22 protein-coding genes and 2 pseudogenes are annotated in these 26,525 nt (G+C 72.5%); 5 read left to right on the forward strand and 19 right to left on the reverse strand.

All coding sequences use genetic code 11. The annotated features are described in order from the left end of the window. Window positions 1-41: 41 nt before the first annotated feature. A complete protein-coding gene (locus OG422_RS02930; protein ID WP_405739308.1) occupies window positions 42-899 on the reverse strand; it encodes a class I SAM-dependent methyltransferase in 858 nt (285 codons plus the stop codon). Between the two features lie 241 nt (window positions 900-1,140). Continuing rightward, entirely contained in the window at window positions 1,141-1,977 is an 837-nt protein-coding gene (locus OG422_RS02935; RefSeq protein WP_405739311.1) for a class I SAM-dependent methyltransferase, read from the reverse strand. A gap of 494 nt (window positions 1,978-2,471) precedes the next feature. Between OG422_RS02935 and OG422_RS02940 the strand changes: the two genes are divergently transcribed. Together OG422_RS02940 and OG422_RS02945 are read left to right on the forward strand one after the other, a co-directional pair. After that, entirely contained in the window at window positions 2,472-3,272 is an 801-nt protein-coding gene (locus OG422_RS02940; protein ID WP_405739313.1) for a phytanoyl-CoA dioxygenase family protein, read from the forward strand. Continuing rightward, window positions 3,269-3,745, forward strand: a pseudogene (locus OG422_RS02945) (DUF6309 family protein); the annotation flags it as partial. The gene OG422_RS02940 and the pseudogene OG422_RS02945, both read left to right, overlap by 4 nt. Window positions 3,746-3,781: 36 nt before the next feature. Here OG422_RS02945 and OG422_RS02950 read toward each other — a convergent pair. Beyond that, on the reverse strand, window positions 3,782-4,531 hold the full coding sequence (locus tag OG422_RS02950; protein ID WP_405739316.1) for an SDR family oxidoreductase: 750 nt from the start codon (window positions 4,529-4,531) through the stop codon (window positions 3,782-3,784). Between the two features lie 90 nt (window positions 4,532-4,621). Between OG422_RS02950 and OG422_RS02955 the strand changes: the two genes are divergently transcribed. Continuing rightward, entirely contained in the window at window positions 4,622-5,956 is a 1,335-nt protein-coding gene (locus tag OG422_RS02955) for an aspartate aminotransferase family protein (protein WP_405739319.1), read from the forward strand. 205 nt (window positions 5,957-6,161) lie between these two features. Here the strand turns inward: OG422_RS02955 and OG422_RS02960 are convergent, their stop codons facing one another. The 11 genes and pseudogenes from OG422_RS02960 to OG422_RS03010 all read right to left on the reverse strand — a co-directional run bounded on the left by OG422_RS02960 (window position 6,162) and on the right by OG422_RS03010 (window position 20,010). Next, the gene (locus OG422_RS02960) at window positions 6,162-7,613 is read right to left on the reverse strand and encodes a purine-cytosine permease family protein (protein WP_405739322.1); all 1,452 of its coding nucleotides are present in this window, start codon (window positions 7,611-7,613) and stop codon (window positions 6,162-6,164) included. Next, window positions 7,610-7,957, reverse strand: coding sequence for a hypothetical protein (locus OG422_RS02965; RefSeq protein ID WP_405739324.1), 348 nt, complete (start codon window positions 7,955-7,957; stop codon window positions 7,610-7,612). The genes OG422_RS02960 and OG422_RS02965 overlap by 4 nt, the downstream gene beginning before the upstream one ends. Before the next feature lie 395 nt (window positions 7,958-8,352). Further along, window positions 8,353-8,913: a DUF6309 family protein gene (locus OG422_RS02970; RefSeq protein ID WP_405739327.1), complete on the reverse strand. Its 561-nt coding sequence runs from the start codon at window positions 8,911-8,913 to the stop codon at window positions 8,353-8,355. A 703-nt stretch (window positions 8,914-9,616) separates the two neighbouring features. Continuing rightward, a complete protein-coding gene (locus OG422_RS02975) occupies window positions 9,617-10,816 on the reverse strand; it encodes an acyl-CoA dehydrogenase family protein (RefSeq protein ID WP_405739330.1) in 1,200 nt (399 codons plus the stop codon). Window positions 10,817-11,434: 618 nt separating this feature from the next. Continuing rightward, on the reverse strand, window positions 11,435-12,574 hold the full coding sequence (locus OG422_RS02980) for a zinc-binding dehydrogenase (protein ID WP_405739333.1): 1,140 nt from the start codon (window positions 12,572-12,574) through the stop codon (window positions 11,435-11,437). Between the two features lie 86 nt (window positions 12,575-12,660). Further along, window positions 12,661-12,873, reverse strand: a pseudogene (locus OG422_RS02985) (putative quinol monooxygenase); the annotation flags it as partial. 4 nt (window positions 12,874-12,877) lie between these two features. After that, window positions 12,878-13,534, reverse strand: a complete 657-nt coding sequence (locus OG422_RS02990) for a glycerol-3-phosphate responsive antiterminator (RefSeq protein WP_405739336.1) — start codon at window positions 13,532-13,534, stop codon at window positions 12,878-12,880. A 102-nt stretch (window positions 13,535-13,636) separates the two neighbouring features. Further along, window positions 13,637-15,190: an FAD-binding oxidoreductase gene (locus tag OG422_RS02995; protein WP_143943709.1), complete on the reverse strand. Its 1,554-nt coding sequence runs from the start codon at window positions 15,188-15,190 to the stop codon at window positions 13,637-13,639. Then, entirely contained in the window at window positions 15,187-16,860 is a 1,674-nt protein-coding gene (locus OG422_RS03000) for a glycerol-3-phosphate dehydrogenase/oxidase (protein ID WP_143943708.1), read from the reverse strand. Before OG422_RS03000 ends, OG422_RS02995 begins: the two co-directional genes overlap by 4 nt. A 74-nt stretch (window positions 16,861-16,934) precedes the next feature. Further along, on the reverse strand, window positions 16,935-18,488 hold the full coding sequence (locus tag OG422_RS03005) for an FGGY family carbohydrate kinase (protein WP_143943707.1): 1,554 nt from the start codon (window positions 18,486-18,488) through the stop codon (window positions 16,935-16,937). Between the two features lie 82 nt (window positions 18,489-18,570). Then, on the reverse strand, window positions 18,571-20,010 hold the full coding sequence (locus OG422_RS03010; protein ID WP_143941215.1) for an MFS transporter: 1,440 nt from the start codon (window positions 20,008-20,010) through the stop codon (window positions 18,571-18,573). A 317-nt stretch (window positions 20,011-20,327) separates the two neighbouring features. On the opposite strand from OG422_RS03010, the gene OG422_RS03015 reads away from it, so the two are divergent. Continuing rightward, window positions 20,328-21,071: a M24 family metallopeptidase gene (locus tag OG422_RS03015; RefSeq protein ID WP_143941216.1), complete on the forward strand. Its 744-nt coding sequence runs from the start codon at window positions 20,328-20,330 to the stop codon at window positions 21,069-21,071. 13 nt (window positions 21,072-21,084) lie between these two features. Here OG422_RS03015 and OG422_RS03020 read toward each other — a convergent pair whose 3' ends face one another. The 4 genes from OG422_RS03020 to OG422_RS03035 are packed head-to-tail and all read right to left on the reverse strand — an operon-like array spanning window position 21,085 to window position 24,612. Then, on the reverse strand, window positions 21,085-21,882 hold the full coding sequence (locus OG422_RS03020) for an SDR family oxidoreductase (RefSeq protein ID WP_221938122.1): 798 nt from the start codon (window positions 21,880-21,882) through the stop codon (window positions 21,085-21,087). Window positions 21,883-21,893: 11 nt separating this feature from the next. Next, the gene (locus OG422_RS03025; protein WP_405739343.1) at window positions 21,894-23,003 is read right to left on the reverse strand and encodes an NAD(P)H-dependent flavin oxidoreductase; all 1,110 of its coding nucleotides are present in this window, start codon (window positions 23,001-23,003) and stop codon (window positions 21,894-21,896) included. Next, entirely contained in the window at window positions 23,000-23,755 is a 756-nt protein-coding gene (locus tag OG422_RS03030) for a CoA-transferase subunit beta (RefSeq protein ID WP_405739345.1), read from the reverse strand. Before OG422_RS03030 ends, OG422_RS03025 begins: the two co-directional genes overlap by 4 nt. Further along, window positions 23,752-24,612 (reverse strand): CoA transferase subunit A, encoded by an 861-nt coding sequence (locus tag OG422_RS03035; protein WP_405739348.1) that lies wholly within the window; start codon window positions 24,610-24,612, stop codon window positions 23,752-23,754. The genes OG422_RS03030 and OG422_RS03035 overlap by 4 nt, the downstream gene beginning before the upstream one ends. A gap of 167 nt (window positions 24,613-24,779) precedes the next feature. Between OG422_RS03035 and OG422_RS03040 the strand changes: the two genes are divergently transcribed. Then, a complete protein-coding gene (locus tag OG422_RS03040) occupies window positions 24,780-25,550 on the forward strand; it encodes an SDR family oxidoreductase (RefSeq protein WP_405739350.1) in 771 nt (256 codons plus the stop codon). A 7-nt stretch (window positions 25,551-25,557) separates the two neighbouring features. Here the strand turns inward: OG422_RS03040 and OG422_RS03045 are convergent, their stop codons facing one another. Then, complete coding sequence (locus tag OG422_RS03045) at window positions 25,558-26,466, reverse strand: SDR family oxidoreductase (protein WP_405739353.1); 909 nt, start codon at window positions 26,464-26,466, stop codon at window positions 25,558-25,560. Window positions 26,467-26,525 lie beyond the last annotated feature (59 nt).

The raw sequence follows: 26,525 nt of genomic DNA on the forward strand, positions 1-26,525 counted from the left end.
GAGCCGGGGTGGACCACCGCGGGCCCGGCGGACGTCGGTCGTCAGACGGTGGCCACCAGGAAGTCCTCGCCGCTGGACGGGCGGAGGCCGTCGGGCCGGCCGGCGAAGTAGCGGGCGGCGAGTTCGGTTCCGGCCACATGGCGGACGTCGCGGAAACCGGCCTCGCGGGCTGCCGCCAGCATCTGCCGCGGGGTGAAGAAGCTGCGGAACGGCGTTCCGGAGGCCCGGGCCTGCGGTGTGGTGGCCTCCAGCGCCGGGCGGTCGGCGGCGTCGAGGAGTTCGGCGGGCAGCAGGAACGTCATGGCGAGCGTCGAGCCCGGGGCGAGACCGGCGAGGCGGCGCAAGGTCGCCGCGACGGCCTCCTCGGTGAGGTACATGGTGACGCCGGTGCAGGCGACGACGGCGGGCCGGGCGGGGTCGAAACCCGCGTCGACCAGCCGCGCCCACCAGTCGTCGCCCGCTTCGAAATCGACCGGCACCAGCCGCAGCCGCTCCGGGACGCCGTGGCCGAGGGCGGTGAGGCGGCGGCGCTTCCACGCCTGGGTGCCCGGCTGGTCGATCTCGAAGATCCGCAGCCGGTCGGCGGTCTCGGGGCGGCGCTGGGCGAAGGTGTCAAGACCGGCGCCGAGGATGACGTACTGGCCGACGCCGCAGGCGAGTTCGTCGGTGACGAGGTCCTCGACGAACCGGGCGCGGGAGACGACGGCGGCGCGGAAGCCGCTCGTGGCGCGCGGGTCCATGTCCCCGCGCCGCTGCCACCCCTCCCCCGGGTCCGCCAGCCGCAGCCCGGTCTCGTCGTCGAGGACCGGGGGCGCCGCGTCCACCCGCACGTGCAGCGCCCGCCAGAGGGCGACCCGTACGGCGGTGCTGTCCGGGGTCTCGTTCGGTTCGTCGGCCACGGCGTCCGCTCCTCGTCTGTGCCGCCTCCCGGCCCCGGCCCAGCGGCCTGCCGGTGGCGGCGCTCGGGGCCGCCACCGGCGAGGCTATCGCCGCCCCCCGCCCGCCGGAAGGCACCGAGCGCCGGGGGCGACCGGACGTTTCCTGCAGCCGGGCGGACGGCCGGTCCGCCCGCGGATTCCGGCTGCCCCGCGTTCCCGTTCCCGCGCCACGTCACCGGGCCGCCACCTTCACCTCACGGCCCTACCGCGGCCGGTCCGCCGTGACGACGTAATAGTCCAGGATCCCTTCCTGATAGGCGCGCAGGAAGTTGCGCGGCCAGGTGTCCGGGGTCCACCAGTGGGCGAGCCAGCGGTCCCACCCGGGCCAGACGTGCGGGCCGATCGATGTGGCGGACACGTGCGTGAGCCCGGCGGTGGTGAACGCGTCCGTGAGGGCGGTCACCGGCCGGGCGATGTCCAGCCCGCTGTCGAAGGTCTCCAGCAGCCGGGCGAGGTGTCCGGGGCGGTCCGGCGCGTCGTCCACGGTGAAGAAGCTGGCGACCGCCGCCCGGCCGCCGGGCCGCAGCACCCGCGCGGTCTGTGCGGCGAAGGCCCCGAGATCCGGGAAGTGCTGGGCGGCTTCCACGCTGATCACCACGTCGAACTCGCCGTCCTCGAACGGCATCCGCTCGGCGGCCCCCTGCACGAACCGCAGCCGTTCCGGCTCGTCCCGCAGCAGCTCCGCATGGGCCGCGCGCGCCCGGCTCAGCTGCTGCGGATGGATGTCCATGCCGGTGACGGCGGCGGAACCGTACTCCCGCAGCATCACCGCGCACCCCATGCCGAGGCCGCAGCCCACTTCAAGCACCTTCGCGCCCGGCCGTGGCCCGGCGGCGCCCAGAACATGCCGGTACAGGTCCTCCTGACTGCGGATCCGCTCCGCCTCGCCGAGCGGGCGGTCCAGGTCGACGGCGCGCCAGTACCCGAAGTTGATGAATCCGCCGCCGAAGATCGGCTGCCCGCCCAGATCGCCCGGACCGTAGGTCTCCCGCACCGCCGACCGCATGGCGGGCCCCGTCCCCTCAGCACCGTCCGTCACCTGTGCCACACCTCCTGGAAGCCGTACGCGGTTCCGTCCGCGGGAACCGCTCGACCGGGACAACGCGGGGCGGGGCGCAGGGTGACGGCCGGGGCAGTCACGCCCGCCTGTGACCACAGCTCAAGTCCGGCAACGGGCTTCCCGACGGTGACACGTTGACCCGAGCGACAAGGGCGTGCACGGCGTGGTGGCCTCGTGGCTCGCCTTTCCTCGTCGCTCTGCTCATGCCCCGGCACCGGCAAGTGCGGCCCCAACCGGACCCACTCGGCATTCGTCAGATCACCCGCCCCGTCCCGGACACAACGAGCCGGTAACCCACAGGGGCACAGATCCGCCAGACAGTGCCTATGCCCCTACGGGCACCTGTGCAACTTGATTGCTGGTTTTGGCCATTGATCTTGCCATGCGCATGGCGCATATCTGCCCTGGATAAGAAACGCCGAGCACCATGGCGTCCGTAAGGCAACAGTTGAGTGAATCGGGGGTTCCTACAGGTGAGAGGCACTCGTACCAACGAGGTTCGAATATCGGACTTCATCGCGAACGGCTTCCTTGTACTACCCGGGTTCATACCCGAAGGCCTCGTCGACCGGCTCATGCCGGAGGTGGACAAGTGGATGGAGACAGGCTGGCGTCAGAAGTCCATCGACGCCTGCACGCTTCCGGGAGCCGAGCCGCCGCAGGTGGTCGAAATGGATCTGGAGGCACACGGTGAGCTCGCGGCGTTCCCGCCGCTGATGGACCTGCTCGCACACCCCGATCTGCTGGGCGAGTCCTTCGTCTTCCACCACTTGCACAGCGACCGGCGACCGGCCGGTGGAGCCGGCAAGCCCTGGCACCACGACTACGAACAACGGCCCCAGCGGGACCGCCGCTTCCCCATGATCCATGCGTTGCACTACTTAGGCGGACTCAAGCCAGGGTCAGGTGGCCTGGTAGTGCTGCCGGGCTCGCACCGGGAGGTGGCCGAGAAGGGCACCCACAGCCATCTGGGCACGGGGGTCCTGCCGGGCGAAGTGGTCATCGACGACCTGCCGCCCGGATCCACCGTCATACTCCACTCAGCGCTCTTTCATGCGCGCCGGGCCGCGCCCGCGGTGCCTGCGGGTGCAGGACCGCGCTACCTGATCGATGGCTCCTACTGCCGCACGGGCACGCTGTGGCCGCCGGTCAAACCGTACTGGCGGCAGGTGCTGGCCGTGGCGCGCTCGCGCGGTCTGGATGCGGGGCGTCCGCAGCTGTTCGCCGAACGGCACTTCAGCGAGTACGCAGCGGCGGAGAGGCACAGCAGATGAGAGTGAGGGAAGCGGTGCAGTTCGAGGCGGTCTTCCGCCACTTCACCCTGGAACACCCCTTCGACGCCTCCGACCAGGCCAACACCAACGATGAGGCCGAGGGACACCTCCGCAACGCGCAACGGGAGCTGGGCGGCCGATGGCACCAGGTCCTGCTGGAGGGCCCGGAGGTGCGGAAGGTGGTGCTCCCCTGGCACCTCGGGGAGGACGGTGAGGTCGAGCTGATCCCCGACACCGGGCTGACCGTGGCCTCGGCCGCGGACCGGCTCGCGGAGCTGGGCACCTCGTACGCGCACTCCAATCCGCTGTGCTCCTTCAAGCTCACCCGGCAGCACACGGGCCGGCGCCGCCCGCTGTTCCTGAGCACCCGGCCCGTTTCGGGACCCGACTATGCGTGCATGACGATCCGCCAGGGGCTGATCCATCTGGACGGGCTGCACCGCATGCTCGGCTGGGCCCAGGCCGGGCACCTGGTGCCCGGCAACTGGTTCCCCGCCTACGTGGCCGGGCTAACCCCGGCCGACGTACGGCATGGAACTGGGCATGACCAGGACGGACTGGATGTTCACCCCGAGCGGCAGAGCAGCCATGGTCCGCACCATGTCGACGACATGCCGCACGTCCATGGTGGGTTCGACCCGCCGTGACCCATCAGCCTGCAGGACGGCCGGCTGCGGGCGGTCCTCCGGAGTGACGTTGCCGATGTCGATCTGGCCGCAGGAAATGTCGTAACGGCGACCGTCCAGGGACAGCGAACGCGTCATCCCGGCGACCGCATGCTTGGCCGCAGTGAACGCGACGGAGTCCGGCCGGGGCGCCTGCGCGGACGGCGCACCGTTGTTGATGATCCGCCCCCCGCGCGGCGTCTGCTGCTTCATCACCCTGAAGGCGGCGCGGGAACACAGAAAGGTCCCGGTGGCGATGGAGTCCATCACGCGGTGCCAGTCCTCGACACTCACGTCCTCGGTCGGGGTGTAGGGCATGACGTCGGCAGCGTTGTTGAACAGCACGTCCAATCGCCCGAACTGCTCCACGACGGAGGCGAACAGGTCGTCCACCGCGGTGGCCTCGGTGATGTCGGCGGGGAACGGGAGCGCGCGGTCATGGTCGGCGGCGGACGCGAGGGCCGCGGTCTCCTCCAGCGGTTCCTTGCGCCGGCCCACCAGGGCCACCGTCCAGCCATCCGCCAGCAGACCGAGGGCACACGCCCGCCCGATCCCGCTGCCCGCTCCGGTGACAACCGCCGTCTTCCCTGCCACTCCCCACCCGTCCTCTCGATCAGCACACCCTTTCGTACGAAGGGTCCTCCGAACGTGCCCAAGCACCCCTCTCCCAAACAGGAGTTTCCTATGACTGGCCAGATAGCGGCGCTGGGCGGGACCGACGGCAGCCGAGCCTGGTTCGACCGGGCCCAGGCTTCACTGGCCGGCGGCATCAGCTCCTCGTCCCGGCTGACCTCGACCGGCCCGCACCCGTACCCGCTCTACATGGCCAGCGGCTCCGGGACACGCATCCGGGATGTCGACGGCAACGAGTACATCGACTACCTCATTTCCTACGGCAGCGCGGTCCTGGGGCATGCCGCCCCGCAACTCACCGACGCGCTCACCGCTGTCCTGCACACCGGCACGATGTTCGGCACCTGCAACACCGCCGAAGTGGAACTCGCCGAGCTGATCTGCGAGATGGTGCCCTGCGCGGAGCTCGTCCGGTTCGCCAACTCGGGCAGCGAGGCGGTACAGGGGGCCGTACGTGCCGCCCGCGGCTACACCGGGCGCTCCAAGATCCTCAAATTCGAGGGCCACTATCACGGCTGGTCCGACACCCTGGCCATCTCCAACCGCCCCGGCACCGCGGAGGCCGGCCCCTACGACGCCCCGCACCCTGTGCCCCATTCCCCCGGCATCCCGGCCGGGGTCGTCGACGACGTGATCGTCTGCCCGTGGAACGATCCCGCGGCCCTCCGCGCCGTCCTGGACGCCCACCGCGGGGAATTCGCGGCGGTCATCTGCGAGCCGATCGTTGCCAACAACGCCTGCACCATGCCCGAACCGGGCTACCTCGACCTGCTGCGGGAGGAATGCACGGCACGCGGGATCGTGCTCATCTTCGACGAGGTCTGCACCGGCTTCCGCACCGGACCCGGAGGCGCCCAGTCGCTGTTCCACGTGGTCCCGGACCTCGCCGTCTTCTCCAAGGCCCTGGGCGGCGGCATGCCGATCGCCGCGTTCGCGGGGCAGCGGCACGTGATGGAACCCCTGGCACGAGGGCACGTCAAGCACGGCGGCACCTACAACGCCTCGCCTCTGTGCGCCACTTCCGCCCTGGTCACCCTGCAACAGCTGAACCGGCCGGAGGTCGCCAAGCGCATCGAGGACAGCGGACAGCGGCTCATGGAGACGATCCGGCGCGCCGCCCACGACCACCGCGTCCCCTGCTCGGTGCAGGGCGTCGGCGCCATGTTCCAGACCGTCTTCACCACCGACGGCACCCCCACCCGCCAGTACCGCGACCTGCTCCACACCGACCAGGCCCGCTACCACGCCTTCCGCCACGAACTCCTCAAACGCGGAATCCACACCAACGCCTACGGCATGGCCTGCTGGTTCATCGCCGCCACGGTTACCGAGGACGAACTGGACGCGACGTGCGAGGCGGTGACGGAAGCCTTCGACGCCCTGTAACCCACTCCCCGGAGAAACGAGAGGGCCGGTGGTACGGCCGGAGCACCCGGCAGCGCATATCCGCCGCCTGCCCCGGCGTCCGGCCGGCCGGGGATCGAGAAGGCGAGCTCCCCGCGCAGTCCGGTGTCGTCGCCGTCACCGAGACCCCGAGTCGGACGGCACCGGCAGCGGGTCGGCCGCACGACTTCGGTGTGCGGCCGGCCCGTCATGGAGTCGGTGGACGGAGCGGCTCGCTCACCTCCGTTGTTTGCGGTTTCATGACGGCCCGGTATCCCGCGGCGGCAGTGGCCAGGCCGACGGCCCAGGCAAGGTCCGTTCCGCCCAGTGCGCGGGCGGCGGGCCCGGTGAAGGCCGATGTGTGCATGAACGGAATCTCGGCGAGGAAGCTGCCGGCGTAGACGAGGAGCGCGGGTACCTTGAACCGCCCGTACACCCCTCCGTCGGGCGCGAAGAAGGACCCCACGTCGTACTCACCGCGCCGGATCAGGTAGAAGTCGATGAGGTTGATGGCGGTCCACGGAACCAGCACGTACTGCAGGATGGCCAAGAAGTCGGTGTAGGAGGCCAAGAAGGTTTTCTGGAAGGCCAGGGCCATGGTCAGGCCGACGGCGAGCGGGGCGGAGACCAGAAGCACCCGTACGGTACGCCCGGGCAGCCAGCGGTGCCGGAACGTCTGTACGGCGGTGACCAGGCAGAGGGCGGTGCCGTAGAGGTTCATGGCGTTGATGTGGATGACGACCGCGGCGAAACCCACCAGGACGACGGCCGACAGGGTGCTGCCGAGGACCGCCCCGAGCCCGCGGATGGTGTCGTCGGACACTGCCAGGCCCATGACCACGCCGAGCAGCATCGGCAGGGCGCTGCCCAGGACGCAGCCCCAGTACGTGAACCACAGGGTGGCGCGCCGGGCGGCGGTGTCGGTGGGCATGTATCGGGTGTAGTCGGAGACGTAGGGCGCGAAGGTGAGCTGAAGCAGTACGCCGATCCCGGCCATACCGGCGAAGCCGGAAAGGGTGAAGCCGCCGTGCTCACCGGCACGTTCCAGGATGTGGGGCGTGCTGAGGAGCTGGACGGCACACACGGCCAGTAGAGCCGCCGAGACAAGGGTGCCCCAGCGTCCTACCCGGTGAATGAGGTCGTAGCCGACGGCGGCGATGACCAGACCGGCAGCGGCGCACAGGATCAGCCACAGCGAGGTGGGCAGCTCCGGGACGATCTGGTGCAGCGCCTGTCCGGCGATGACGAGGTTGGAGGCGAACCACCCCGCATACATGAACATGGCGAGCACCGTCACCAGGAGGGATCCCCAGCTACCGAACTGCCCTCGGCTCTGGATGAGCTGGGGAACACCGAGGCGCGGCCCCTGAGCTGCGTGCAGAGCCATGAGGAAACCGCCGATGAGGTTGCCGACGAGCACCGCGGCCATGCCGGACCACAGGCCCAGGCCGTAGACGGCGGGGGCGATGGTGCCGGAAACGATGGTCAGCGGGCTGATGTTGGCAGCGAACCAGACGGCGAACAGGTCGCGCGGCCGTCCGTAGCGTTCGTCTTCGGGTACGACGGCGATGGTGCGCTGCTCGATGAAGCGGCGGGCACCGGCTGCGGCAGTGAGCCGACGCGAGGGTGTCTGAGGTGCACCTTTGGCGTCCGTGGTCATGACCGCCTCCAGGACGCGTCGTCCAGCAGTTTCCGGGCCGGCGGTCCGCTGCCGAGATCCACCGCTCCCGGATCGAGTGGCGGGATGCCGGCGAGCGGCGCCTCGGCGAGATCGCCCGCTCGCATGTCGTGGCTGAAGGCGCGCACCGTCCGGCCGGCCGACGCCGCCTTGCCGGTGGCTCGCGTGGCGCGTCCGGACACGGAGCGCAGAACGGTGCCGGCTCCGTCTCCGGAGTTGGAGGGAAGGGCGCCCCCGGCCGTGACGGCCCCGCTCCGTTCGACGAGCGCCGGTTTGATGGCACTGCCGCCCATGCCGAGTTCGAGGGTCACTTCGTCGTCGTTCACGGAGTCTCCTGTCCGAGCGAGCGAAGCCCTGAGAGAGATAACACTAAGTAGCATTCTAGAGGCGATGCGTAGCATTTGTGTACTGTCCGTCGTGATGCCCACCGTCAAGCGCAGGCGGCGCAGCACGTTGTCGCACTCCCGACTCAGCGGCGAGGCCTGCGCCTTGCGGGAGTTGACCCTGTTCAGGGGAGTTCAGGTGGGTGCTCGTTGCCCGGTCCGTCGTAGACCGTCGAGGCGAGGAGCAGGCCCCGCGCAGGGGACGGATCATCAACAACTGCGCTCCTTGCGCTCAGGCCCCGCCGGACTCCGCCGTGTTCACCGAGCATGGACGTGCGGCACGTCGTTGATACGGCGCGGACCATGCCGCGCTGCCCCTCGGGGAGGAGAACATCCCGTCAGCCCTGTTCATGCCCAGCGCCCGACCGTACGTCGGCCGGGGCCGGCCCGGCCACGTAGGCAGGGAACCAGTTTCCGGGCGCCAGGTGCCCGGCCCGGGCCCAGGCGAGCATGCGGTGCAGCCCGTCCAGATGAATCAGCCCCTCGCGGGCAACCAAGCCCTCGTAGTCGATTCCCGAGACGGGCCGGGTGCTCAGGAACAGCGGCCCGCCAGAGGCCGCGCTCTGCCTGGCGAGTTTGAACGCGCACAACGGGTTGGAGAGCGCGTAGGAGGTTCCCCACATCGCAAGTCGCTCCGCTGCGTCGGCCACCGTGAGCCCGCTCTTGGGAATGAGCTCCGCTCCGCCCTCCTCACCCAGGTGCCAGGGGAGCACCACACCGCGCACTTCCGGACCTTCCAGCAGGACGTGGTGCCAACGGCCACCCAACTCCCGATGCGCGTTGCGGAGGTGCCCCTCGGCCTCATCGTTGGTGTTGGCCTGATCAGAGGCGTCGAAGGGGTGTGCCTCGGCGAAGTGATCGATGACTGTGCCGAACCGGACCGCTTCCAGAATTCTCATCTGCTGTGCCTCTCCATCCCTTCATGGTCCCTGAAGTGCCAGGACGCCCCGCATCCAGACCGCGCGAGCGCGCCCTCAGCACCTGCCGCCAACAGGGCTTGACCGACGGCCACCGCATGCCCGTACGGCAGCACGAGTCATCGATCATGTAATGAGGTCCCGTGTTCCTCTGCGGCACGGGCGCAGTCCGGATGCGCGCTCGCCGGTACGGGTGGCATCCGCCATGTCTCCCGACAACCAGGGGCGGAAGCCTCGTGAGGAACGGTCGCCGAGCGGCGCCGCGGTATGGCAAAGAGCTCCCCACAGATCATGCCCTGACCGGCTGAAGCGACCATCCCACACGGAACGACCGAACCGTCAGAACGTAAGGGCGGTGTCCTGGAGATGGGCAGAGCAGGACTTGCACGCGGCACGGCGGAGGGAGCCTGGGTAGGGGACCGAGATACGGCAGGAGAACCGGCCGGCGGGGCGATGCCACGTTCGACGGCGATCCGTGCTGCGATCTCTCCGGGGTCGGCCGGGGCAGGGGCGCGCCGCAGGAGACCGTGTTCTGTGGCGAGCGTCGCCGTGACGGCGAGCCGTCATGCCGTCCATCTTGGTGACCTTGGCCAGGTGGGCGAAGGCTCTTGATTCCAGGCCGCGCACCTGGGCGTATCCGTAGGGGGTGACGGTGGGGCAGCTAAAATCTGTGGTCGCACCCGCCTCACCGCCGCACCCGAGGCATCCCCAGCCCGATCCAGGTGATGATCTCGCGCTGGATCTCGTTGTTGCCGCCGCCGAAGGTGAAGATGACGGCGGAGCGGTAGCCGCGTTCCAGGTCGCCGTGGAGGGCGGCGCCGGTGGAGCCCTCCTTGAGGGGGCCCGCGGCGGCGACGATCTCCATGAGCCAGGCGTAGGCGTCGCGGCGGGCCTCGGAGCCGTGGACCTTGACGGCGGAGGCGTCCTGCGGGGTGAGGGCGTCGCGTTCCAGGGCGTCGACCATCTGCCAGTTGAGGAGCTTCATGGCGTCGAGCGTGGTGTGGGTGCGGGCCAGGCGGTTGCGGACCCAGCCGAGGTCGATGACGCGGCGGCCGTCGGTGAGGCGGGTGGCGGCGGCCCAGCGCTGGACGTCGTGGAGGGCGCGGATGGCCATGGTGCCGTGGGCGGCGAGGGTGACGCGTTCGTGGTTGAGCTGGTTGGTGATGATCCGCCAGCCCTCGTTCTCCCGGCCGACGCGGCGGGAGGCGGGCACGGTGAGGTGGTCGTAGTGGCTGGCGGTGGTGTCGTGCGAGGCGAGGGTGTTGATGAGGGTGCAGGAGTAGCCGGGGTCGTCGGTCGGGACGAGGAGCAGGGTGATGCCCTTGTGGGGCGGGGTGCCGTCGGTGGCGCTGCGGGTGCGGACGGCGAGCCAGACCCAGTCGGCGGTGTCGCCGTTGGTGGTCCAGATCTTCTGGCCGTCGACCACGTAGTGGCCGCCGTCCTCGTCGCCGACGCGGACGGCGCGGGTGCGGAGCGCGGCGAGGTCGGTTCCGGCGTCCGGTTCGCTGTAGCCGATGGCGAAGTCGATCTCGCCGGAGAGGATGCGGGGCAGGAAGTACGCCTTCTGCTCGTCGGTGCCGAACCGCATGAGGGTGGGGCCGACGGTGTTGAGCGCCATCAGCGGCAGCGGGACGCCCGCCTGGGCCGCCTCGTCGAAGAAGAGGAACTGTTCCATCGGCGTCATGCCCCGGCCGCCGTACTCCTTGGGCCAGCCGACGCCGAGCCAGCCGTCCGCGCCGAGGCGCCGCACGGTGTCGCGGTAGAAGCGTTTGCGGGCGGCAGGGTCGGCGTCCTGGGCGTAGGTGTTCTCCGGCACCAGCGCGGCGAAGTAGCCGCGCAGTTCGGCGCGCAACCGCTGCTGTGCGGGGGTGTATGCGAGGTGCACGGCCCCTCCCCTTCATCCCGTACGTTCCGTGTCCGTGTGGTCAGGCCCTCAACAGAGCCCGGACCGACGGATTCTGACGCCCCGTCGGATACCGGGCCAGGGCACAGTAGAACGCGTTCCAGAAATACGGAAGGGACCGCGCATCCCGGCTCAGGGTGTGTGCGGCGCCGGTACCGGGTCGGGGGCCGGACCGGGCGTGGGGCCCGGGGTCGGCGGGGCCGGGTGCGGCGGGATGGGGTCGGGCTCGGGGGCCGGTACGGGGCCGGGCACGGGATCAGGTCCCGGTGCGGGTACCGGTCCCGGCCCGGGGCCGGGCATCGGTCCGGGCGGTCCGGGGCCCGGGCCGGGGGTGGGCGGCACGGGGTCGGGGTGGGTCGGCCCGGGTCGCCCGGGCGGCTGCGGGACGGTCATGGTGACTCCTCCTCGCGGCTCGGCCCGTCGTCTCACGATGGCACCTGCTCACCGCTGATGCTCCGCACACCCGCCGGGCCGTCTCACGGACGCGCGGCCCTCCCTTTCACCGTGCGCCGTCCCGGGAAGCGCCGCGACCGGGCGGAAACGGGGCGCGCCCGGCAGGTTCGGGGGAAACCATGCCGGGCGCGCGTTCGAGAGGGCGGGTCAGCCGCCCAGCAGACCGTTGGTGTCGAGGACCTGGCGGATGGCACGGCCGGAGGCCAGCTCCTCCAGGGCGTCGTTGATGCCGGTCAGCGGCAGCGTGCCGGTGTGCATCAGCTCAACCGGCATCAGACCGGCGCGCCACAGGTCGAGGAAGCGCGGGATGTCGCGGCTGGGGACCGCGTCACCCATGTACGAGCCGAGCAGCGACTTGCCCTCACCGGCGAAGGCCAGCGCCGGTACCTCCAGCGTACGGCCGGGGGCGGGCAGTCCCACCGAGACGACCTTGCCGCCGCGGCCGACCACGTCCAGGCAGGCGGCCATCACCGCGGGCGACCCGACCGCCTCGACGGCGATCTCCGCGCCGCCCGAGGTCAGCTCGCGGATCGCGGCCGGGGCCTCGTCGGGGGCGTACGCGTGCGAGGCACCGAGGCGCAGCGCCAGCTCGCGCTTCTCGGCCACCGGGTCGACGGCGACGACCGGGTACGCCCCGGCGGCGCGGGCGCCGAGCACCGCGGAGAGGCCGACGCCGCCGAGCCCGTAGACGACGGCGGACTGGCCCGGGCGGAGCGCCGCGGTGTTGATGACCGCGCCGGCGCCGGTGAGGACCGCGCAGCCGAACATCGAGGCGACGGCGAACGGCACGTCGCGCGGGATCGGGACGAGGGATTCCTGCGCGACGACGGCATGTTCGGCGAAGGCGGAGACGCCCAGCTGGTGGTGGACCCGCTCGCCCGCCGCGTCGGTCAGCAGGGACGGGCCGTGCAGCAGCCCGCCGGAGCCGTTGGCCGTCGCGGCGGCGGCGCAGAGCGCGGGGCGGCCCTGGGCGCAGTCGGCGCAGGAGCCGCAGCTCGGCACGAAGACCAGCGCGACATGGTCGCCCGGCGTGACCCGGCGGACACCGGGGCCGGTCTGCACGACAACGCCGACGGCCTCGTGGCCGAGCGCCATGGGCAGCGGGCGGACCCGGTCGCCGTTGACGACGGAGAGGTCGGAGTGGCACAGCGAGGCCGCGGCTATCTTGACCAGGACCTCGCCCTCGCGGGGCGCCCCCAGCTCCAGCTCCTCGACGGCGACCGGGGCGGTGGTGGCGTACGGACGGTCGGTGGAGACGGTCCGCAGGACGGCGGCGCGGGTCTTCACGCGGCCACCTCCACGCGCGGCGCGCAGCGCAGCACCTCGCGGCTCTCCAGCAGCGGGACGACCTTGCCGAGGACGATGTCGCGGAAGTGGCCGGAGGCGCAGTGCGCGGTGAAGTCGGCCTCGGAGCGGTACTCCTCGTACAGCGCGAGGTCGCGGGGGTCCTCGGTGCCCTGGTGGACCCGGTAGCCGAGGCAGCCCTCCTCGGCACGGGAGGCGGTGGCCATGGCGTCGAGGAGCGGCAGAACGGTGTCCTGGGCGTCCGGCAGGGTGCGGTAGCGGGCGATGACCACGTAAGTCATGGGGTTACTCCTGGGGTGCGGCGGGCCTCTTGAGGGCGGACGGCGGGACCGGCGGGAGCTGGTCACGGCGCAGATGCCAGAGGCGGGGATCGGAGGTGGCGGCGGCGGCCGCGCCCTGGGCCAGCGCCAGGGCGACGTCCCCCGGGGACTCCACGAAGCCCGCGGCGATCGACGGGGACATCGCACGGCGGGACTGCGCGCTCATCCGGCCGATGATCGGGGCGGGCATGACCTCGACGAGGTCGGGCGCGCCGCGGGAGACGGCGTCCAGGGAGCGGCGCAGGTTGGAACGGTCGGTGACGAAGACCTTCATGACGGTCAGCAGGCCGAGCGGCCGGCCCTTCTCTATGAGGGAGAGCCGGGTGCTCACCACGCCGTGCGCGCCGAGGTCCTTGAGGAACTCCAGCGCGCCCCGGTCCTGGGCCAGTCCGGGGCTGGAGTCGACGTTGACGAACACGGCCTTCCCGGCCCGGCCCAGCGCCGGGACGACCTGGGGCAGCTGCCCCACGGCGAACGACGCGAGGATGCACATTTTGGCCGGTGCGGTCAGGAACTGCCGCAGCGGCTGGCTGCCGACAACCGACGCGACGACCGGGACCTCGGCGAGGACCGAGGTGAGCCGGGGGTCGAGCGGGGCGCCGGACCGGGAAGAGGGGGCCATGGCGGAGCCTTCCGGTGAAGGGACCTTCCGGTGGAGCGGGAAGGGGGGAGCCGCCGGGCGCCCCGGCGGGCCGGTGGACCGGGCCCGCCGGGGCGTTCCGGGTCAGCTCAGCGGGGACGTCCCGAAGCGGCTGGGGAGGCCCAGTTTGCCAGGGTTGAGGATCCCCTCCGGGTCCAGGGCGTTCTTCACGGCGACGAACGTCGCGAAGCCGGCGCCGAGCGATTCCTCCAGGTAGGGGCCGCGCAGCAGTCCGCAGCCGTGGTGGTGGCTGAGCGCCGCGCGGTGCTTGATGAGGACGGCGTTGGCGGCGTCCCACACCGCGCGGTACCAGTCGCGGCGCGCCTCGGGCGCGACGTCGCCGCGGAGCGAGAAGTAGACGCAGGCGCCGTCGGTGTACGCGTGGGACTGGTGCGCGGAGGCCGCGAGGGTGCCCTCGACGGACTGGATGGCGGCGACCACCTCGTCGTAGATGACCGGCAGATCGGTCCAGGAGGCGGCCATCTCCAGAGTGTCTGCGACGAAGCCCGGGCCGGGGGTGAAGCCGTCCGCGGACTTGCCGACCAGCATCCGCTCGTCCAGCCAGCGCGCGAAGACCGCGTCGCTGTCCAGCTCGGGGCCGTACGCGGCGCAGACGTCGGCGGCCACGGCGATCGAGGCGTCGACGATCGTGGGGTCGCCCTCGTCGGCGATGAGCAGGAGGTTGGTCTCGGGGTGGCCGAAGTGGGTGCCCGACTCCAGGGTGTCGTACAGGCGCAGGACGGCCGGGGTGGCGCCGCGCTGCATGATCTTGCGGCAGGCGTCCAGGCCCTCGGCGAAGGTGGCGAAGCCGAAGGCGACGGCCTTGGCGTAGGTGGGCAGCGGGTGGACGCGCAGCCGGGCGCCGACGATGACGCCGAGGGTGCCCTCGGAGCCGATGAAGAGCTGGCGCAGGTCCGGGCCGACGGCGGCGCGGGTGTAGTCGCCGTAGGTGGCGCGGGTGCCGTCGGCGTGGATCACGTCGAGGCCGACGACCATGTCCTCGATCTTGCCGTAGCGGGTGGAGAGCTGACCGGCGCCGCGGCAGGCGATCCAGCCGCCGACGGTGGAGACGGCGAACGCGGACGGCCAGTGGCCGGTGGTGACGCCGTACTCCTCCTGGAGCTGCTTCTCGAAGAGGTCGCCGAACATGCCCGCCTGGACATCGACGACGTTCGACTCGGCGTCGAAGCCGGTGATGGCGTCGAGGCCGCAGACGTCCAGGACGACGCCGCCGAAGACGGGCAGCGCCGCGCCGGTAACGTTGGAGCGCCCGGCGGACGGCGTGACGGGGATGCCGGCCTCGTGGCAGATGCGCAGGACGGCGGCGATCTGGTCGGCGTCGGCGGCCTCGACGATCACGGCGTCGGGGGTCGCCGGGCGGCCCTCGGTCTCGCCGATCATCGAACCGGCCCACCAGTCGCGGGTGCGGGTGACGACCTCGTCGCGGGTGGTGTGCACCGCGCGGGCGGCGCCGCGCAGCGCCTCGATCACGGCCTCCGGGACCTCGACCGGGTCGCCCTGGAGCGCGGCCGGGCCGTCGCCGACCGGCCGGTCCTTGGCCCATTTGGCGAAGCTGGGGGCGCCGACCGTGTAGTTGCCGCGGTTGAAGGGGTGGGTGATGGTCTGACGGCTGATCATGCTGCTGCTCCTTCGAGGAGGACGGTCTTTTCGTGGCGGACGGAGTCGAGGTACGCGGCGACCGAGCGGTCCACCTCGTCCTGGGTGAGGCCGAGTTCCTGCCCGAGCAGGGCGCCGACGACGGGTGCCGCGGCGGCGGAGGCGTCGCGGGCGAAGAGCCGGGCGCGGGTGCGGCGGGAGAGGACGTCGTCGACGGAGCGGGCCAGTTCGGCGCGGGCCGCGTAGACGACCTCGGCCTTGGTGTACGGCAGCCCGGCGACGACGGGTTCGGCGAGCGCGGGGTCGTCCTGGATGAGGTCGCCGACGAAGCGGGCCTCGGTGCCGTAGCGCTCGCCGAGGTGGGCGGCGAGGCCGCCGGACGCGGCGACCGCCTCGGCGTCGTAGCCCGCGCCACCGAGCAGCGGGAGCTTGGCGGTGCGGCTGGGGGCCTTGCGGCCGAGGACGGTCATCACCTTGTCGATGACCAGCTCGCCCATGTGGCGGCTGGTGGTGAGCTTGCCGCCGGTGACGGTGACCATGCCGCCGGTGCCGAGGGTGATGTGGTGGTCGCGGCGCATGTCGAGGGTGGCGCCCTCCTTGCCGCCGACGAGCGGACGCAGGCCGCCGATGGAGCCGACGACGTCATCGGGGGTGAGCTTGCCCTCGAAGGCGGTGTTGGCGCCCTCCAGCAGGAACTCCATCTCCTGCCGGGTGCAGTGCACATCGTCGGGCGAGCCCTGGTAGTCCTCGTCGGTGGTGCCGAGGACGACGCTGTTGCCCCAGCGGGTGCAGGTGGCGCGGCGGGCGCGGCCGGGGATCGGCACGGTGACGGTGCAGTTGATGCGGACCTTGTCCCACGGCACGACGATGTGGACGCCCTTGGCGGGGCGGACCTGCGGCGCGTGGTGCTCGTCGGCCATCGCGTCGACCTGGTCGGCCCAGACGCCGGTGGCGTTGACGACGGCGCGGGCGCGGACGTCGAACGCGTCGCCGTCGGCGGTGACGCGGGCGCCGGACGCCTTGCCGCCCTGCATGAGCAGCGCGGTGGCCGCGGCGCCGTTGAGGATCGTCGCGCCGAGCGCGGCGGCGGTCCGCACGAGAGTGAGGACGAGGCGGGCGTCATCGGTGCGGGCGTCGAAGTACACCAAGCCGCCCTTGAGGTTGTCCGCGCGCAGCGTCGGGGCCTGCGCCAGGACCTCGGGGACCGTCAGCCGCTGGTGGAGCTTGCCGATGCGCCAGCCGCCGACCAGGTCATACGTCCACAGCAGGCCCTCGAAGCCCTTGGCGAGGCGGGCATCGAAGACCCCCTCCTTCTCCAGGATCGGGAAGAGGAACGGCAGCCGGTGCACCAGGTGCGGGGCGTTCTTGCGGAAGCGGTGGCGCTCCAGGAGGGAGTGGCGGACGAGGTTGACGTTGCCCTGCTCGATGTAGCGCAGTCCGCCGTGGATCATCTTCGAGGACTTCGAGGAGGTGCCGGAGGCGAAGTCGTCCTTCTCGATCAGCGCCGCGCGCAGCCCGCGCGAGGCCGCGTCGAGCACGGCGTACGCCCCGGTGACGCCGCCGCCGATGACGAGGACGTCGTAGGTCTCGTCGGCGAGGTCGCGCTTGATGGCCGCGCGGTCGAGCAGCAGGGCCGTGCGGCGGGTCGCCGCGGCACTGCGCCGCGGCTTCCGGGCGGGCATGGTGATCACAACATCAACTCCTGGTGTTCCTTGGCGACGGCCCGGGGGTCGGCCGGCCCGTCCGGGTGACGGCGCGCGGGCCGTCAGTGGGGGGTGTGCGGGGGCAGGGCACTTTCGTGCAGGTGGGCGGCGAGCAGGTCGTACCAGTCGGCGCGGCGGCGGTCGCGTTCGGCGGGGTCGAGGGAGGGCGTGAAGATCCGGCCCTGCGGCTGGGCCTCGACGATCTCGTCGAGCGAGGACCACAGCCCCTGGGCGACGCCCGCGAGGTAGGCGGTGCCGCGCAGGCTGGCGGTGGCGGAGTCGGCGGCGCGCTCCAGCGGCAGTCCGGTCAGGTCGGCCTGGATCTGCATCAGCGGGTCGCTGCCGGAGACGCCGCCGCCGACCCGCAGGCGGGTGAAGGGTGCGCCCATGGTGTCGGCGACGCCGTCGATGAGGTCGCAGACGGAGTGGGCGATGCCCTCCAGGACGGCGCGGGCCAGGTCGGCGCGGGTGGTGGCGAGGGTGAGTCCGGTGAGCGCCGCGGTGGCCTCCGGGTGCCACACGGGCGTACGGACCCCGGCGAGCGCCGGGACGAAGCGCGGGGTGCGGCCGGGCCGGGACGGCACCCGCCCGGCCTCCTCCCCCAGCTCCTTCGGGGAGGCGAAGAGGCCGAGGTCGTCGCAGAGCCAGCGCAGCGCGGACCCGGCGGTGGAGGTGTACGCCTCCAGGCTGAAGTGGCTGGTGTCGCCCTGCCGCCGGCCCGGTTGGGCGAGCACCCCGGAGATGTCGGGCCGGGGCAGGGCGGGTTCGGTGCCGGTCGCGGCGTCGACGAAGGCGCCGGTGCCGTACATGCACATGCCCTGGCCTGCGGCGAGGCCGCCGAGGGCGATGAGGGCTGCGTGCTGGTCGCCCATCGAGGCGGCGAGCGGGACGGCGATGCCGAGGGCCGCCGGGTCGGTGGTGCCGAACCCGGCGTCGTCGGAGCGGAGTTCCGGCAGCAGGTCGAGGGGGAAGCCGAGGTGGCCGATCCACTCCTCGTCCCAGGCGTGGGCGCCGAGCAGGTAGCCGCCGCTGGACGCCGCATTGGTGGGCGTGGTGGCGTGGACGGCGCCGCCGGTCAGCTGCCAGATCAGCCAGGTGTCGACGGTGCCGAAGCGGAGGCGTCCGGCGCGGTGGGCGGCGGCGACCTCCGGGTGGGCGGCGATCTGCCGGGCGGCCCACAGGAAGGGCGCGCGGGCGCCGACCGGCCGTCCCTGCCGGGCCAGCAGACGGGCGTCCCACTCGGCCTCGTAGCCGGTCAGTTCCTGTGCGTACCGCCGGTCCTGCCACACCACGGCGGGCAGCAGCGGTTCGCCGGTGGCGCCGTCCCACAGCATCGCGGTGGCCCGCTGGGTGGAGAGGGCGACCGCGGTGATCTCGATGCCGTCCTCGTGGGCGCGGGCGACGGCGCGCCGCGCCACGTCGAGGGTGGCGGTCCAGATCTCCGCCGGGTCCTGCTCGACGGCCAGGTCGTCCGGGTGGCTGACCGCGATCGAGCGGTAGAACACCTGGTGGGCGGCGCCGGAGTCGAGGACGACTCCGGCCCGGGTGCCCGTGGTGCCTTCGTCGATGGCCAGCACACCGCGCCGACAGGCGGCGCCGGTGAACGTCTGCGTCATAGCGGCCCTTTCACTTACGAGCGTGCGGTACGGGGGCGAGCGGGGCGGGACCATCGTGTGCCGGGGCGGGGACCGGTCCCGGTCAGCGCGCGGGGGTGGCGGGTGCGGGTTCCGGTGCGGCGGCCAGGTCGTGGGCGGCGGCCTCGTCGGGCGAGATCCCGGCCTTGGTGGGGTCCCACTTGATCAGCAGGCAGGTGATCAGGCCGAGCAGCGGCACGACGGAGAGCACCAGGAAGGTCCCGGCAAGACCGAGCGCGTCCTTGATCTGCGGGAAGACGTACAGCCCGACGACGCTGCCGAAGCTGCCGACCATGCCGGTCACGCCGGTGCCCAGGGCCCGTACGTCGCTGCTGTACGAGAGGGCGGCGATGGACTTGCCGTTGGCGCCGGGGCCCGCCGCATGGCAGAGGATGAACACCACGGGCAGCAGGAACGCGACGGCCAGCGGGACCTTCCCGAAGGTCAGGCCCATCACGACGAGGGCGACGAAGACCCCGGCGAACCCGGCGGCGGAGCTGAGCCGCAGGCCCAGGCGGCGCCCGGCGTAGGCGGAGAGGAGTCCGCCGATGATGCCGAAGGCGTTGAAGACCATGGAGCCGACGGTGGCCTTCTCGAAGCTCTCCCCGAAGATCGACAGGCTGATGACCGGGAGGTACCAGCCGACCGCGAAGTACTGCATCGACTGCCCGAGGGAGATCGCCGAGGAGAGGACGGTGCGCGGCAGATAGGCGCCCTTGAAGAGGACTCCGGCCTGGCGGAAGCCGGGGGCCGGGGCCTCGGTGGCGGCGCGGGTGGCTTCGTCGGGGCGTCCGGCGACGGCCTTGATGCCGTAGAGCTTGTCGAGGTTGGCGACGGCGTCGTCCAGGCGTCCCTTGCCCGCCAGCCAGGCCGGGCTCTCCTTCAGCATCGCCCACTGGCCGATCAGCAGGACGACGGCGACGACGGCGGCGGAGCCGACGGACCAGCGCCAGATGTCCGCGCCGGCGTCCAGGTGGAAGAAGAGCAGCGCGAGGGCGAGGTTGCTGGTGGTGGCGACGTACCAGACGGCCTGCCAGAGGTTGAGCCGGCCGCCCTGCTTGGCGGGCGTGTACTCGGCGAGCAGCGCCATCGCCACCGCGAAGTCGATGCCGTACGCGACGCCGACGAGGACGCGGCCGAGCCAGACGACGGTGAAGTCCCCGGCGAACGCGGCGAGCAGGGCACCGGCGATGGCGAAGACCTTGGCGAGCAGCAGCGGGGGGACCCGGCCGAAGCGGGTGGCGAGCCAGCCGCCGGCGGGGTTGAAGAGGATGGCCAGCGCCGGGGCGGTGGCGGTGAGGACCGAGACCTGGGTGCTCGACAGGTGCATCTGGGTCGTCATCGGGCCCAGACCGGCGCTGAGCGCGGCGTTGGAGTACGCGTCGAGGAAGAGCCCGCCGAAGACGAGGAACCAGACGACCTGCGCGCGGCCGGTGATCTTTCCCAGGCCATCGATGAGGCCGACGACGTCGGCGACGCCGTTGACGCTCGGACGTTGTGCCATGAATCCGCCTCTGAAGGAAGGACCCATCGGTGGCGGGGAAAGAAGAAAGACAGGCATGACGAAACCACCGACAGGTGGTCTATGTCTGTGCCTGTCCAAAAATCTGCGGAAAGCGCCGCAGCACGTTTACTGCAAAGTACGAACTACGAGCGAGGTTAAGAACGGATCAGAAAGCCGTCAAGGGTTTCGCCGGGGTTACCTGAATGTGACGGGCGGGATGCGTGGGGTGTCCGGGGCGGCCCCGGCCTGGCGCGTTGCGCCCCCCGGATGCGGAGCCCGCCGTGCCGGATGTGCCGATCTCTCCTAGCCTGTGCGGCATGACCCAGGAAGCGGGCACGCAGGACCGGGGAAGCGGGACGGCCGAGGAGTCCGCGCGCGCGACGGCGCTGCTGGCGGCCCAGGGACAGGCGGCCGCGCTCTTCGCGGAGATCGGCAGCCGCGGGCTGGTCGCCCCCGGGCGCGGCGAGCGCGAGGTGAGCGACGCGGTACGGGACCTGGCCCACGAGATGTTCGGTGTCCGGCGGTACTGGCACAAGCGGATCGTCCGTTCCGGACCCAACACCCTCCAGCCCTACCGGCAGAACCCGCCGGACCGGATCATCGCCGAGGACGACATCGTCTTCTGCGACTTCGGCCCGCTCTTCGAGGAGTGGGAGGCGGATTTCGGCCGGACCTTCGTCCTCGGCGACGACCCCGTCAAGCACCGGCTGCGGGACGATCTGCCGGTGCTCTTCGAGGCGGGCCGCCGCCACTTCGCCGCGCGTCCGGACATCACCGGTGAGGAGTTGTACGCCGAGGTGGTGCGGCTGGCCGAGGCGGCGGGCTGGGGGTTCGGCGGGCCGCACTCGGGCCATCTGCTGGGCGAGTTCCCGCACGAGAAGGTGGACGGCGCCGAGACCGACTCGTACATCGCGCCGGGCAGCGCCCGCCCGATGCGGCGCACCGACGGGCAGGGGCGGCGCTGCCACTGGATCCTGGAGATCCATCTCGTCGACCGGGAGCGGGGGTTCGGCGGCTTCCACGAGGAGCTGCTCGACCTCGGGCACGACGTCCCGGCCTGATCTCGGGCCCCGGTCAGGGGTGCTGGCTGCTGACCGCGACGACCTCGCCCGTCATGTACGAGGCGTAGTCGCTGGCGAGGAAGACCATGACGTTGGCGACCTCCCAGGGCTCGGCGGCGCGGCCGAACGCCTCACGGGCGCTCAGTTCGGCGAGCAACTCCTCCCCGGCGACCTTGGCGAGGTGCGGGTGCATCGCGAGGCTGGGGGCGACGGCGTTGACGCGGATGCCGTGGGCGGCGACGTCGAGGGCGCTGCACCGGGTCAGCGCCATCACCCCGGCCTTGGCGGCGGCGTAGTGGGCCTGGCCGCGCTGGGCCCGCCAGCCGACGACCGAGGCGTTGTTGACGATCACGCCGTGACCGGCCGGGATCATATGGCGCAGCGCGGCGCGGGTGGCCTTGAAGGTGCTGGTCAGGGTGGTGGCGAGGACGGCGTCCCACTGGGCGTCGGTCATCTCGGCGACGGAGGCGGTGCCGCCGAGCCCGGCATTGTTGATCAGTACGTCGAGGGCGCCGCACTCACGCACCGCGGTGTCCATGAGCCGGTCGAGCTGCCCGCCGTCGGTGACGTCGCAGGGCACGGCCAGCGGGCGGGTGCCGGTGTGGGCGGCGAGGCGGTCGGCGGCCTCGCTGAGGCGGCGGGCGTGGCGGTCGCTGATGACGAGCCGGGCGCCCTCCTCGGCACACCGCCGGGCGGCGGCGAAGCCGATACCGGTACCAGCAGCCGCGGTGACGACGACGGTCCGGCCGTCGAGCAAGTGGTGGGAGCGGGGCCGGTCGGTCTCGGGCTGAGGGGCGGGCGCCCCGGTGATCTCGGGCACGGTCACACGGCTCCCTCGTCGGGTGCGGCGGGGTGCGATGCCCCGCCGGGCGGGTCTTCCAGGCGCCGCAGGACCTCGTCGGCCTGCGTCATGATCCGGTCGATCAGCTCCCGGCAGGTCGGCAGGTCGTCGATGAGGCCGACGACCTGGCCGGTGGCGAGGACGCCGAGGTCGGGGCGGCCGTCGAGGAGTCCGGTGCGGTAGAGCAGCGGGGCGTTGGCCGCCATGACGACCTGGCTCCACGTCAGGCCGTGGCGGCGGCGCAGCGCCAGGCCCTCGCGGACGAGGTCGGGCCAGGGGGTGCCGGAGAGCTTCCGGAAGGCGGCGGCGTTACGGGCGGCGCGCAACAGCCGCCCGGCGCCGGAGGTCTTCTCCAGGCGGGCGACCGGCCCGGTGCGCAGCACGCGCTGCGGGACGCCGTCGACCTCCCGGGTCAGGACGGTGTCGTGGACGCCCTTGTCGAGGTAAACCTGTTTGACGGCGGGGGCGACGGGCGAGTCGCGGGTGAGCAGGAAACGGGTGCCCATGGCGATGCCGTCGGCCCCGTAGGCGAGGGCGGCGACCAGGCCGCGGCCGTCGCAGTAGCCGCCGGCGGCGATGACCGGCAGGTCCACGGCGTCGCGGACCTGCGGCAGCAGCAGGCCGGTGGGGACGGCGCCGGTGTGGCCGCCGCCCTCGCCGCCCTGGACGATCACCGCGTCGGCGCCCCAGGCGGCGACCTTCTCGGCGTGGCGGCGGGCGCCGATGGAGGGGACGACGAGCAGCCCGCCGTCCTTGCAGCGGGCGATGAGGTCGCGGCGGGGCGCGAGGGCGAACGAGGCGACCTTCACGCCGCCGCGGATCAGCAGGTCGATGCGGGCCTCGGCGTCGGGCTGGTCGGCGCGGAGGTTGACGCCGAAGGGCCGGTCGGTGGCGGCGCGGACCGCGTCGACGGCGCGGCGCAGCCCGTCGAGGTCGAGCAGCCCGGCGGAGAGGATGCCCAGTCCCCCGGCGTTGGCGGTGGCCGCGGTGAGGGTGGCGTCGGAGACGTGGCCCATGCCGGTCTGGACGATCGGGTGGGCGACGCCGAACAGGCCGCAGATCCGGGTGCGCAGCGCCGGGTGCGGGGTCATGCCGCGATCTCCTTGTCGCGCAGGCCCGCCGGGTCGATGACCTCGCGGATCAGGCGGAGTTCGGCGGCGGTGGGCAGACGCGTGGCGGGGATGTCGCCCTCGATGACGAGGGGGCAGCCCGTGCGGGCGACGACGTCCTCAGCGCTGACGCCGGGGTGGACGGAGACCAGCCGGAGCGTGCCGGTCGTGGGCGCGAAGTCCAGGACGGCGAGGTCGGTGACGACGCGGCGCAGATCATGGTGGCGGGCGGCGCGCCCCACGGCCGCCGCCGCGGCGGTGCCGACGCCGCAGACCATGTCGACCCGGGGCACGAAGACCCGGGTGGAGTGGCGCGGGACCCAGTAACTCACCGGGTGGCAGAGGGTGTTACCGGGGGCGCCGCGGACGCCGACGAGCTGCACTTCGGGTGCGTCGTACGGGCCGATGGCGGAGATGTTGACGTTGCCGTGGGCGTCGATCTGGGTGGGCATCATCATGGCGTGCCGCCGCCCGCTCCAGACCAGGTCGAAAATCGTGCGGAAGGGCGCATGGCCCTCGACGGGCCCGTCGGGCGCGGCGCCGAGCGGCCAGGTCCCCTGGACCAGCCGGGCCTCGCCGTCGGTGAGCAGCAGGTCGGGGGCGAAGGTGGCGCGGGCCAGCCTGACGCCGAGGGTGGGGGCGGTACCGAAGGCGCTGGCCAGGATCTCGCCGCTGCCGCGGAACGCCTCGGCGCAGGCGACGGCGCAGATCTCGGCCCGGGTCGCGTCGCTCATACCGGCTGCCCCTCTCCGTGGTGGCCCAGCGCGCGGTGGTGACCGTCGCCGGTGAGATAGCGGTGGTGGAACGCCTCCCAGGCAGCAGGCGACCGGGCGGCGTCGGCGTACTCCTTCTGGTACGCCTCGTCGCGCGGGTAGTCGGGTGCGCAGGAGGTGAAGTGCGCGCCGCCGGGCGCCTCGACGACGCCCTCGACGGCGAGGCGGCGGACGACGAGGGTGGCCGGGTGGGCGTCCTCGGTGAGGCGGGCGGTGGGGACGATCCGTTCGCAGGAGACGAAGGCGTGCTCGGCGGCGCCGCAGAAGAGGTCGTCGAAGTACGGATCGGGGCCCAGGCACTGGGCGTTGCCCGCCGTGTCGGCGCGGTGGAGGTGGACCAGCGCGGCGTCCAGCGGCAACGCCGGCATGGCGAGCAGTTCCTCACCGCCGCCGTAGGGGTCGGCGACGGTCCGCAGTTCAGGGTTGACGGTCAGGACGTCCGAGCCGAGTCCGGCGCGGGTGGGCAGGAACGGCAGCCGCAGCGACGCGGCGTACAGACCCCACTGGAGCATCCCCTCGTCGTACTCCGCGACCTCGATACGGCCGCTCTGCCGGGCGGCGCGGAAGTGCGGATCGAGGGGGATGGAGTCGAGCGAGACGAAGCCGAAGACGAGCTTGCGGATCTTCCCGGCGGCGCAGAGGAGGCCGACGTCGGGGCCACCGTAGGAGACGACGGTCAGATCGCGCAGATCGGAGCGGAGGATCTCGCGGACCAGGGCGAGCGGTTTGCGGCGCGAGCCCCAGCCGCCGATGCCGAGGGTCATACCGGAGCGGAGCCGGGCGACCACCTCCGGCGCGGTCATCGTCTTGTCGGCCATACGCAGCTCCTGACGGTGTGTGCCGTGGGCGGGCTCGTGCCGGGCGGCTCCATGCCGCATGCACCTAGCAAACGTTTGGTAGAGAGATTACGGTGGCCGCGCGGCCAGGTGTCAAGGGCCCGCGGTGCCCGGCCGGGCACCGTGACACGGACGGAGAGGGGCGGGCCATGGGCGGCGATCCGCGGGACTTCACCGGCCGGGCGGTGGCCGTCACCGGCGGCACCAAGGGCATCGGACGGGCCCTCGCGGAGGCATTTCTGACGGCCGGTGCGGAGGTCACGGTCTGCGGGCGCACCGCGCCGTCCGCACCGCCGCGCGCGGGCGGGCGCACCGCGCACGTGATGTGCGCCGATGTCCGCGACCCGGCCGCGGCCCGGGAGTTCGTCGACGCCGCGGCCCGCCGCTCGGGGCGGCTCGACGTCCTCGTCAACAACGCCGGTGGCTCACCGGACGCCGACGCGGCCACCGTCTCCCCGCGCTTCGTCGAGAAGGTGGTGGCGCTCAATCTGCTCGCGCCGTTCTACGCGTCCCAGGCCGCGCACCGCCATATGCACGGCCAGGACGGCGGCGGCTGCATCCTCAACATCGGCAGCGTCTCGGCGCACCATCCGCAGCCCGGCACCGCCGCCTACTCCGCCGCCAAGGCCGGTCTGCTGATGCTCACCCGGGCGCTGGCCCTGGAGTGGGGGCCGGCAGTCCGGGTCAACCACCTCAGCGCCGGGCCGGTCCGGACCGCTCCCCCAGGGACGGAGCGCGAGGCGGCCCTCGCCGGGATCGTCCCGCTGGGCCGCCTGGCGCTCCCCTCCGACCTCGCCGACGCCTGCCTCTACCTGGCGGGCGCGGCGGCCGGGTACATCAACGGCGCGGATCTGGCCGTCCACGGCGGCGGCGAACCGCCCGCCCGCCATCTGACCGGACGACCGGGGCCCGCAAGCTGACGGTTGCTCACGCCCCGTACACCGGCAGCGGCGGCCGGGCCGTCGCCAGCAGGGCACGTGCCGCGGCACCGGCCTCGGCGGGGGTGCGGCGGGCGCCGGTGTCGCCGCTCGGGCCGGGGTGCCAGCCCTCCATGACCGTGATGCGTCCGGCCTCGGCCTCGAAGACGCGGCCGGTCACGCCCGCCGAGTCGGCGGAGCCGAGCCAGACCACGAGCGGGGAGACGTTCTCCGGGGCCATCGCGTCGAACTCCCCCGGCGCCGGGGCCGCCATCGTCTCGGCGAAGGCGTGCTCCGTCATCCGGGTGCGGGCGGCGGGGGCGAGGGCGTTGACCTGGACGCCGTAGCGTGCGAGTTCGGCGGCGGCGACGAGCGTCAGCCCGACGATCCCGGCCTTGGCGGCCGCGTAGTTTCCCTGCCCGACGCTGCCCAACAGACCAGCTCCGGAGCTGGTGTTGACGATCCGGGCGTGCGGGGTACGGCCTGCCTTGGCCTCCGCCCGCCAGTGCGCGGCGGCGTGCCGGAGCGTCAGGAAGTGCCCCTTGAGATGGACCCGTACGACGGCGTCCCAGTCGTCCTCGCCGAGGTTGACGAGCATCCGGTCGCGCAGGAATCCGGCATTGTTGACGAGGGTGTCGAGGCGGCCGAAGGACTCCAGGGCGGTGGCGACGAGGGACGCGGCGCCCTCGGGTGTGGCGATGTCGCCGTCGTGCGCCACCGCCTCACCACCGAGGGCCCGGATCTCCTCGGCGACCCGCCGGGCGGGTCCGGTGACCGCGCCGGTGCCGTCGAGCCCGACGCCGAGGTCGTTGACGACGACCCGCGCCCCCTCGGCGGCGAAGGCGAGCGCGTGCGCGCGGCCCAGTCCGCGTCCGGCTCCGGTGATCGCGACGACGCGCTGCGCGCACAGTCCGGCCATGGCGTTCCCTCCGTCCACTGATGACGACGGGCGCCGACCCCTCCGCCGCCGTCCGTCGA

It is taken from the genome of Streptomyces sp. NBC_01525, assembly GCF_045040405.1.
Taxonomy (GTDB): domain Bacteria; phylum Actinomycetota; class Actinomycetes; order Streptomycetales; family Streptomycetaceae; genus Streptomyces; species Streptomyces benahoarensis.

Coding starts and splice junctions, on each gene's coding strand:
- OG422_RS02955 (WP_405739319.1), top strand. CDS start 4,622: ATGACTGGCCAGATAGCGGCGCTGGGCGGGACCGACGGCAGCCGAGCC.
- OG422_RS02960 (WP_405739322.1), bottom strand. CDS start 7,613: ATGACCACGGACGCCAAAGGTGCACCTCAGACACCCTCGCGTCGGCTC.
- OG422_RS02970 (WP_405739327.1), bottom strand. CDS start 8,913: ATGAGAATTCTGGAAGCGGTCCGGTTCGGCACAGTCATCGATCACTTC.
- OG422_RS02990 (WP_405739336.1), bottom strand. CDS start 13,534: ATGGCCCCCTCTTCCCGGTCCGGCGCCCCGCTCGACCCCCGGCTCACC.
- OG422_RS02995 (WP_143943709.1), bottom strand. CDS start 15,190: ATGATCAGCCGTCAGACCATCACCCACCCCTTCAACCGCGGCAACTAC.
- OG422_RS03005 (WP_143943707.1), bottom strand. CDS start 18,488: ATGACGCAGACGTTCACCGGCGCCGCCTGTCGGCGCGGTGTGCTGGCC.
- OG422_RS03010 (WP_143941215.1), bottom strand. CDS start 20,010: ATGGCACAACGTCCGAGCGTCAACGGCGTCGCCGACGTCGTCGGCCTC.
- OG422_RS03015 (WP_143941216.1), top strand. CDS start 20,328: ATGACCCAGGAAGCGGGCACGCAGGACCGGGGAAGCGGGACGGCCGAG.
- OG422_RS03025 (WP_405739343.1), bottom strand. CDS start 23,003: ATGACCCCGCACCCGGCGCTGCGCACCCGGATCTGCGGCCTGTTCGGC.
- OG422_RS03030 (WP_405739345.1), bottom strand. CDS start 23,755: ATGAGCGACGCGACCCGGGCCGAGATCTGCGCCGTCGCCTGCGCCGAG.
- OG422_RS03035 (WP_405739348.1), bottom strand. CDS start 24,612: ATGGCCGACAAGACGATGACCGCGCCGGAGGTGGTCGCCCGGCTCCGC.
- OG422_RS03040 (WP_405739350.1), top strand. CDS start 24,780: ATGGGCGGCGATCCGCGGGACTTCACCGGCCGGGCGGTGGCCGTCACC.
- OG422_RS03045 (WP_405739353.1), bottom strand. CDS start 26,466: ATGGCCGGACTGTGCGCGCAGCGCGTCGTCGCGATCACCGGAGCCGGA.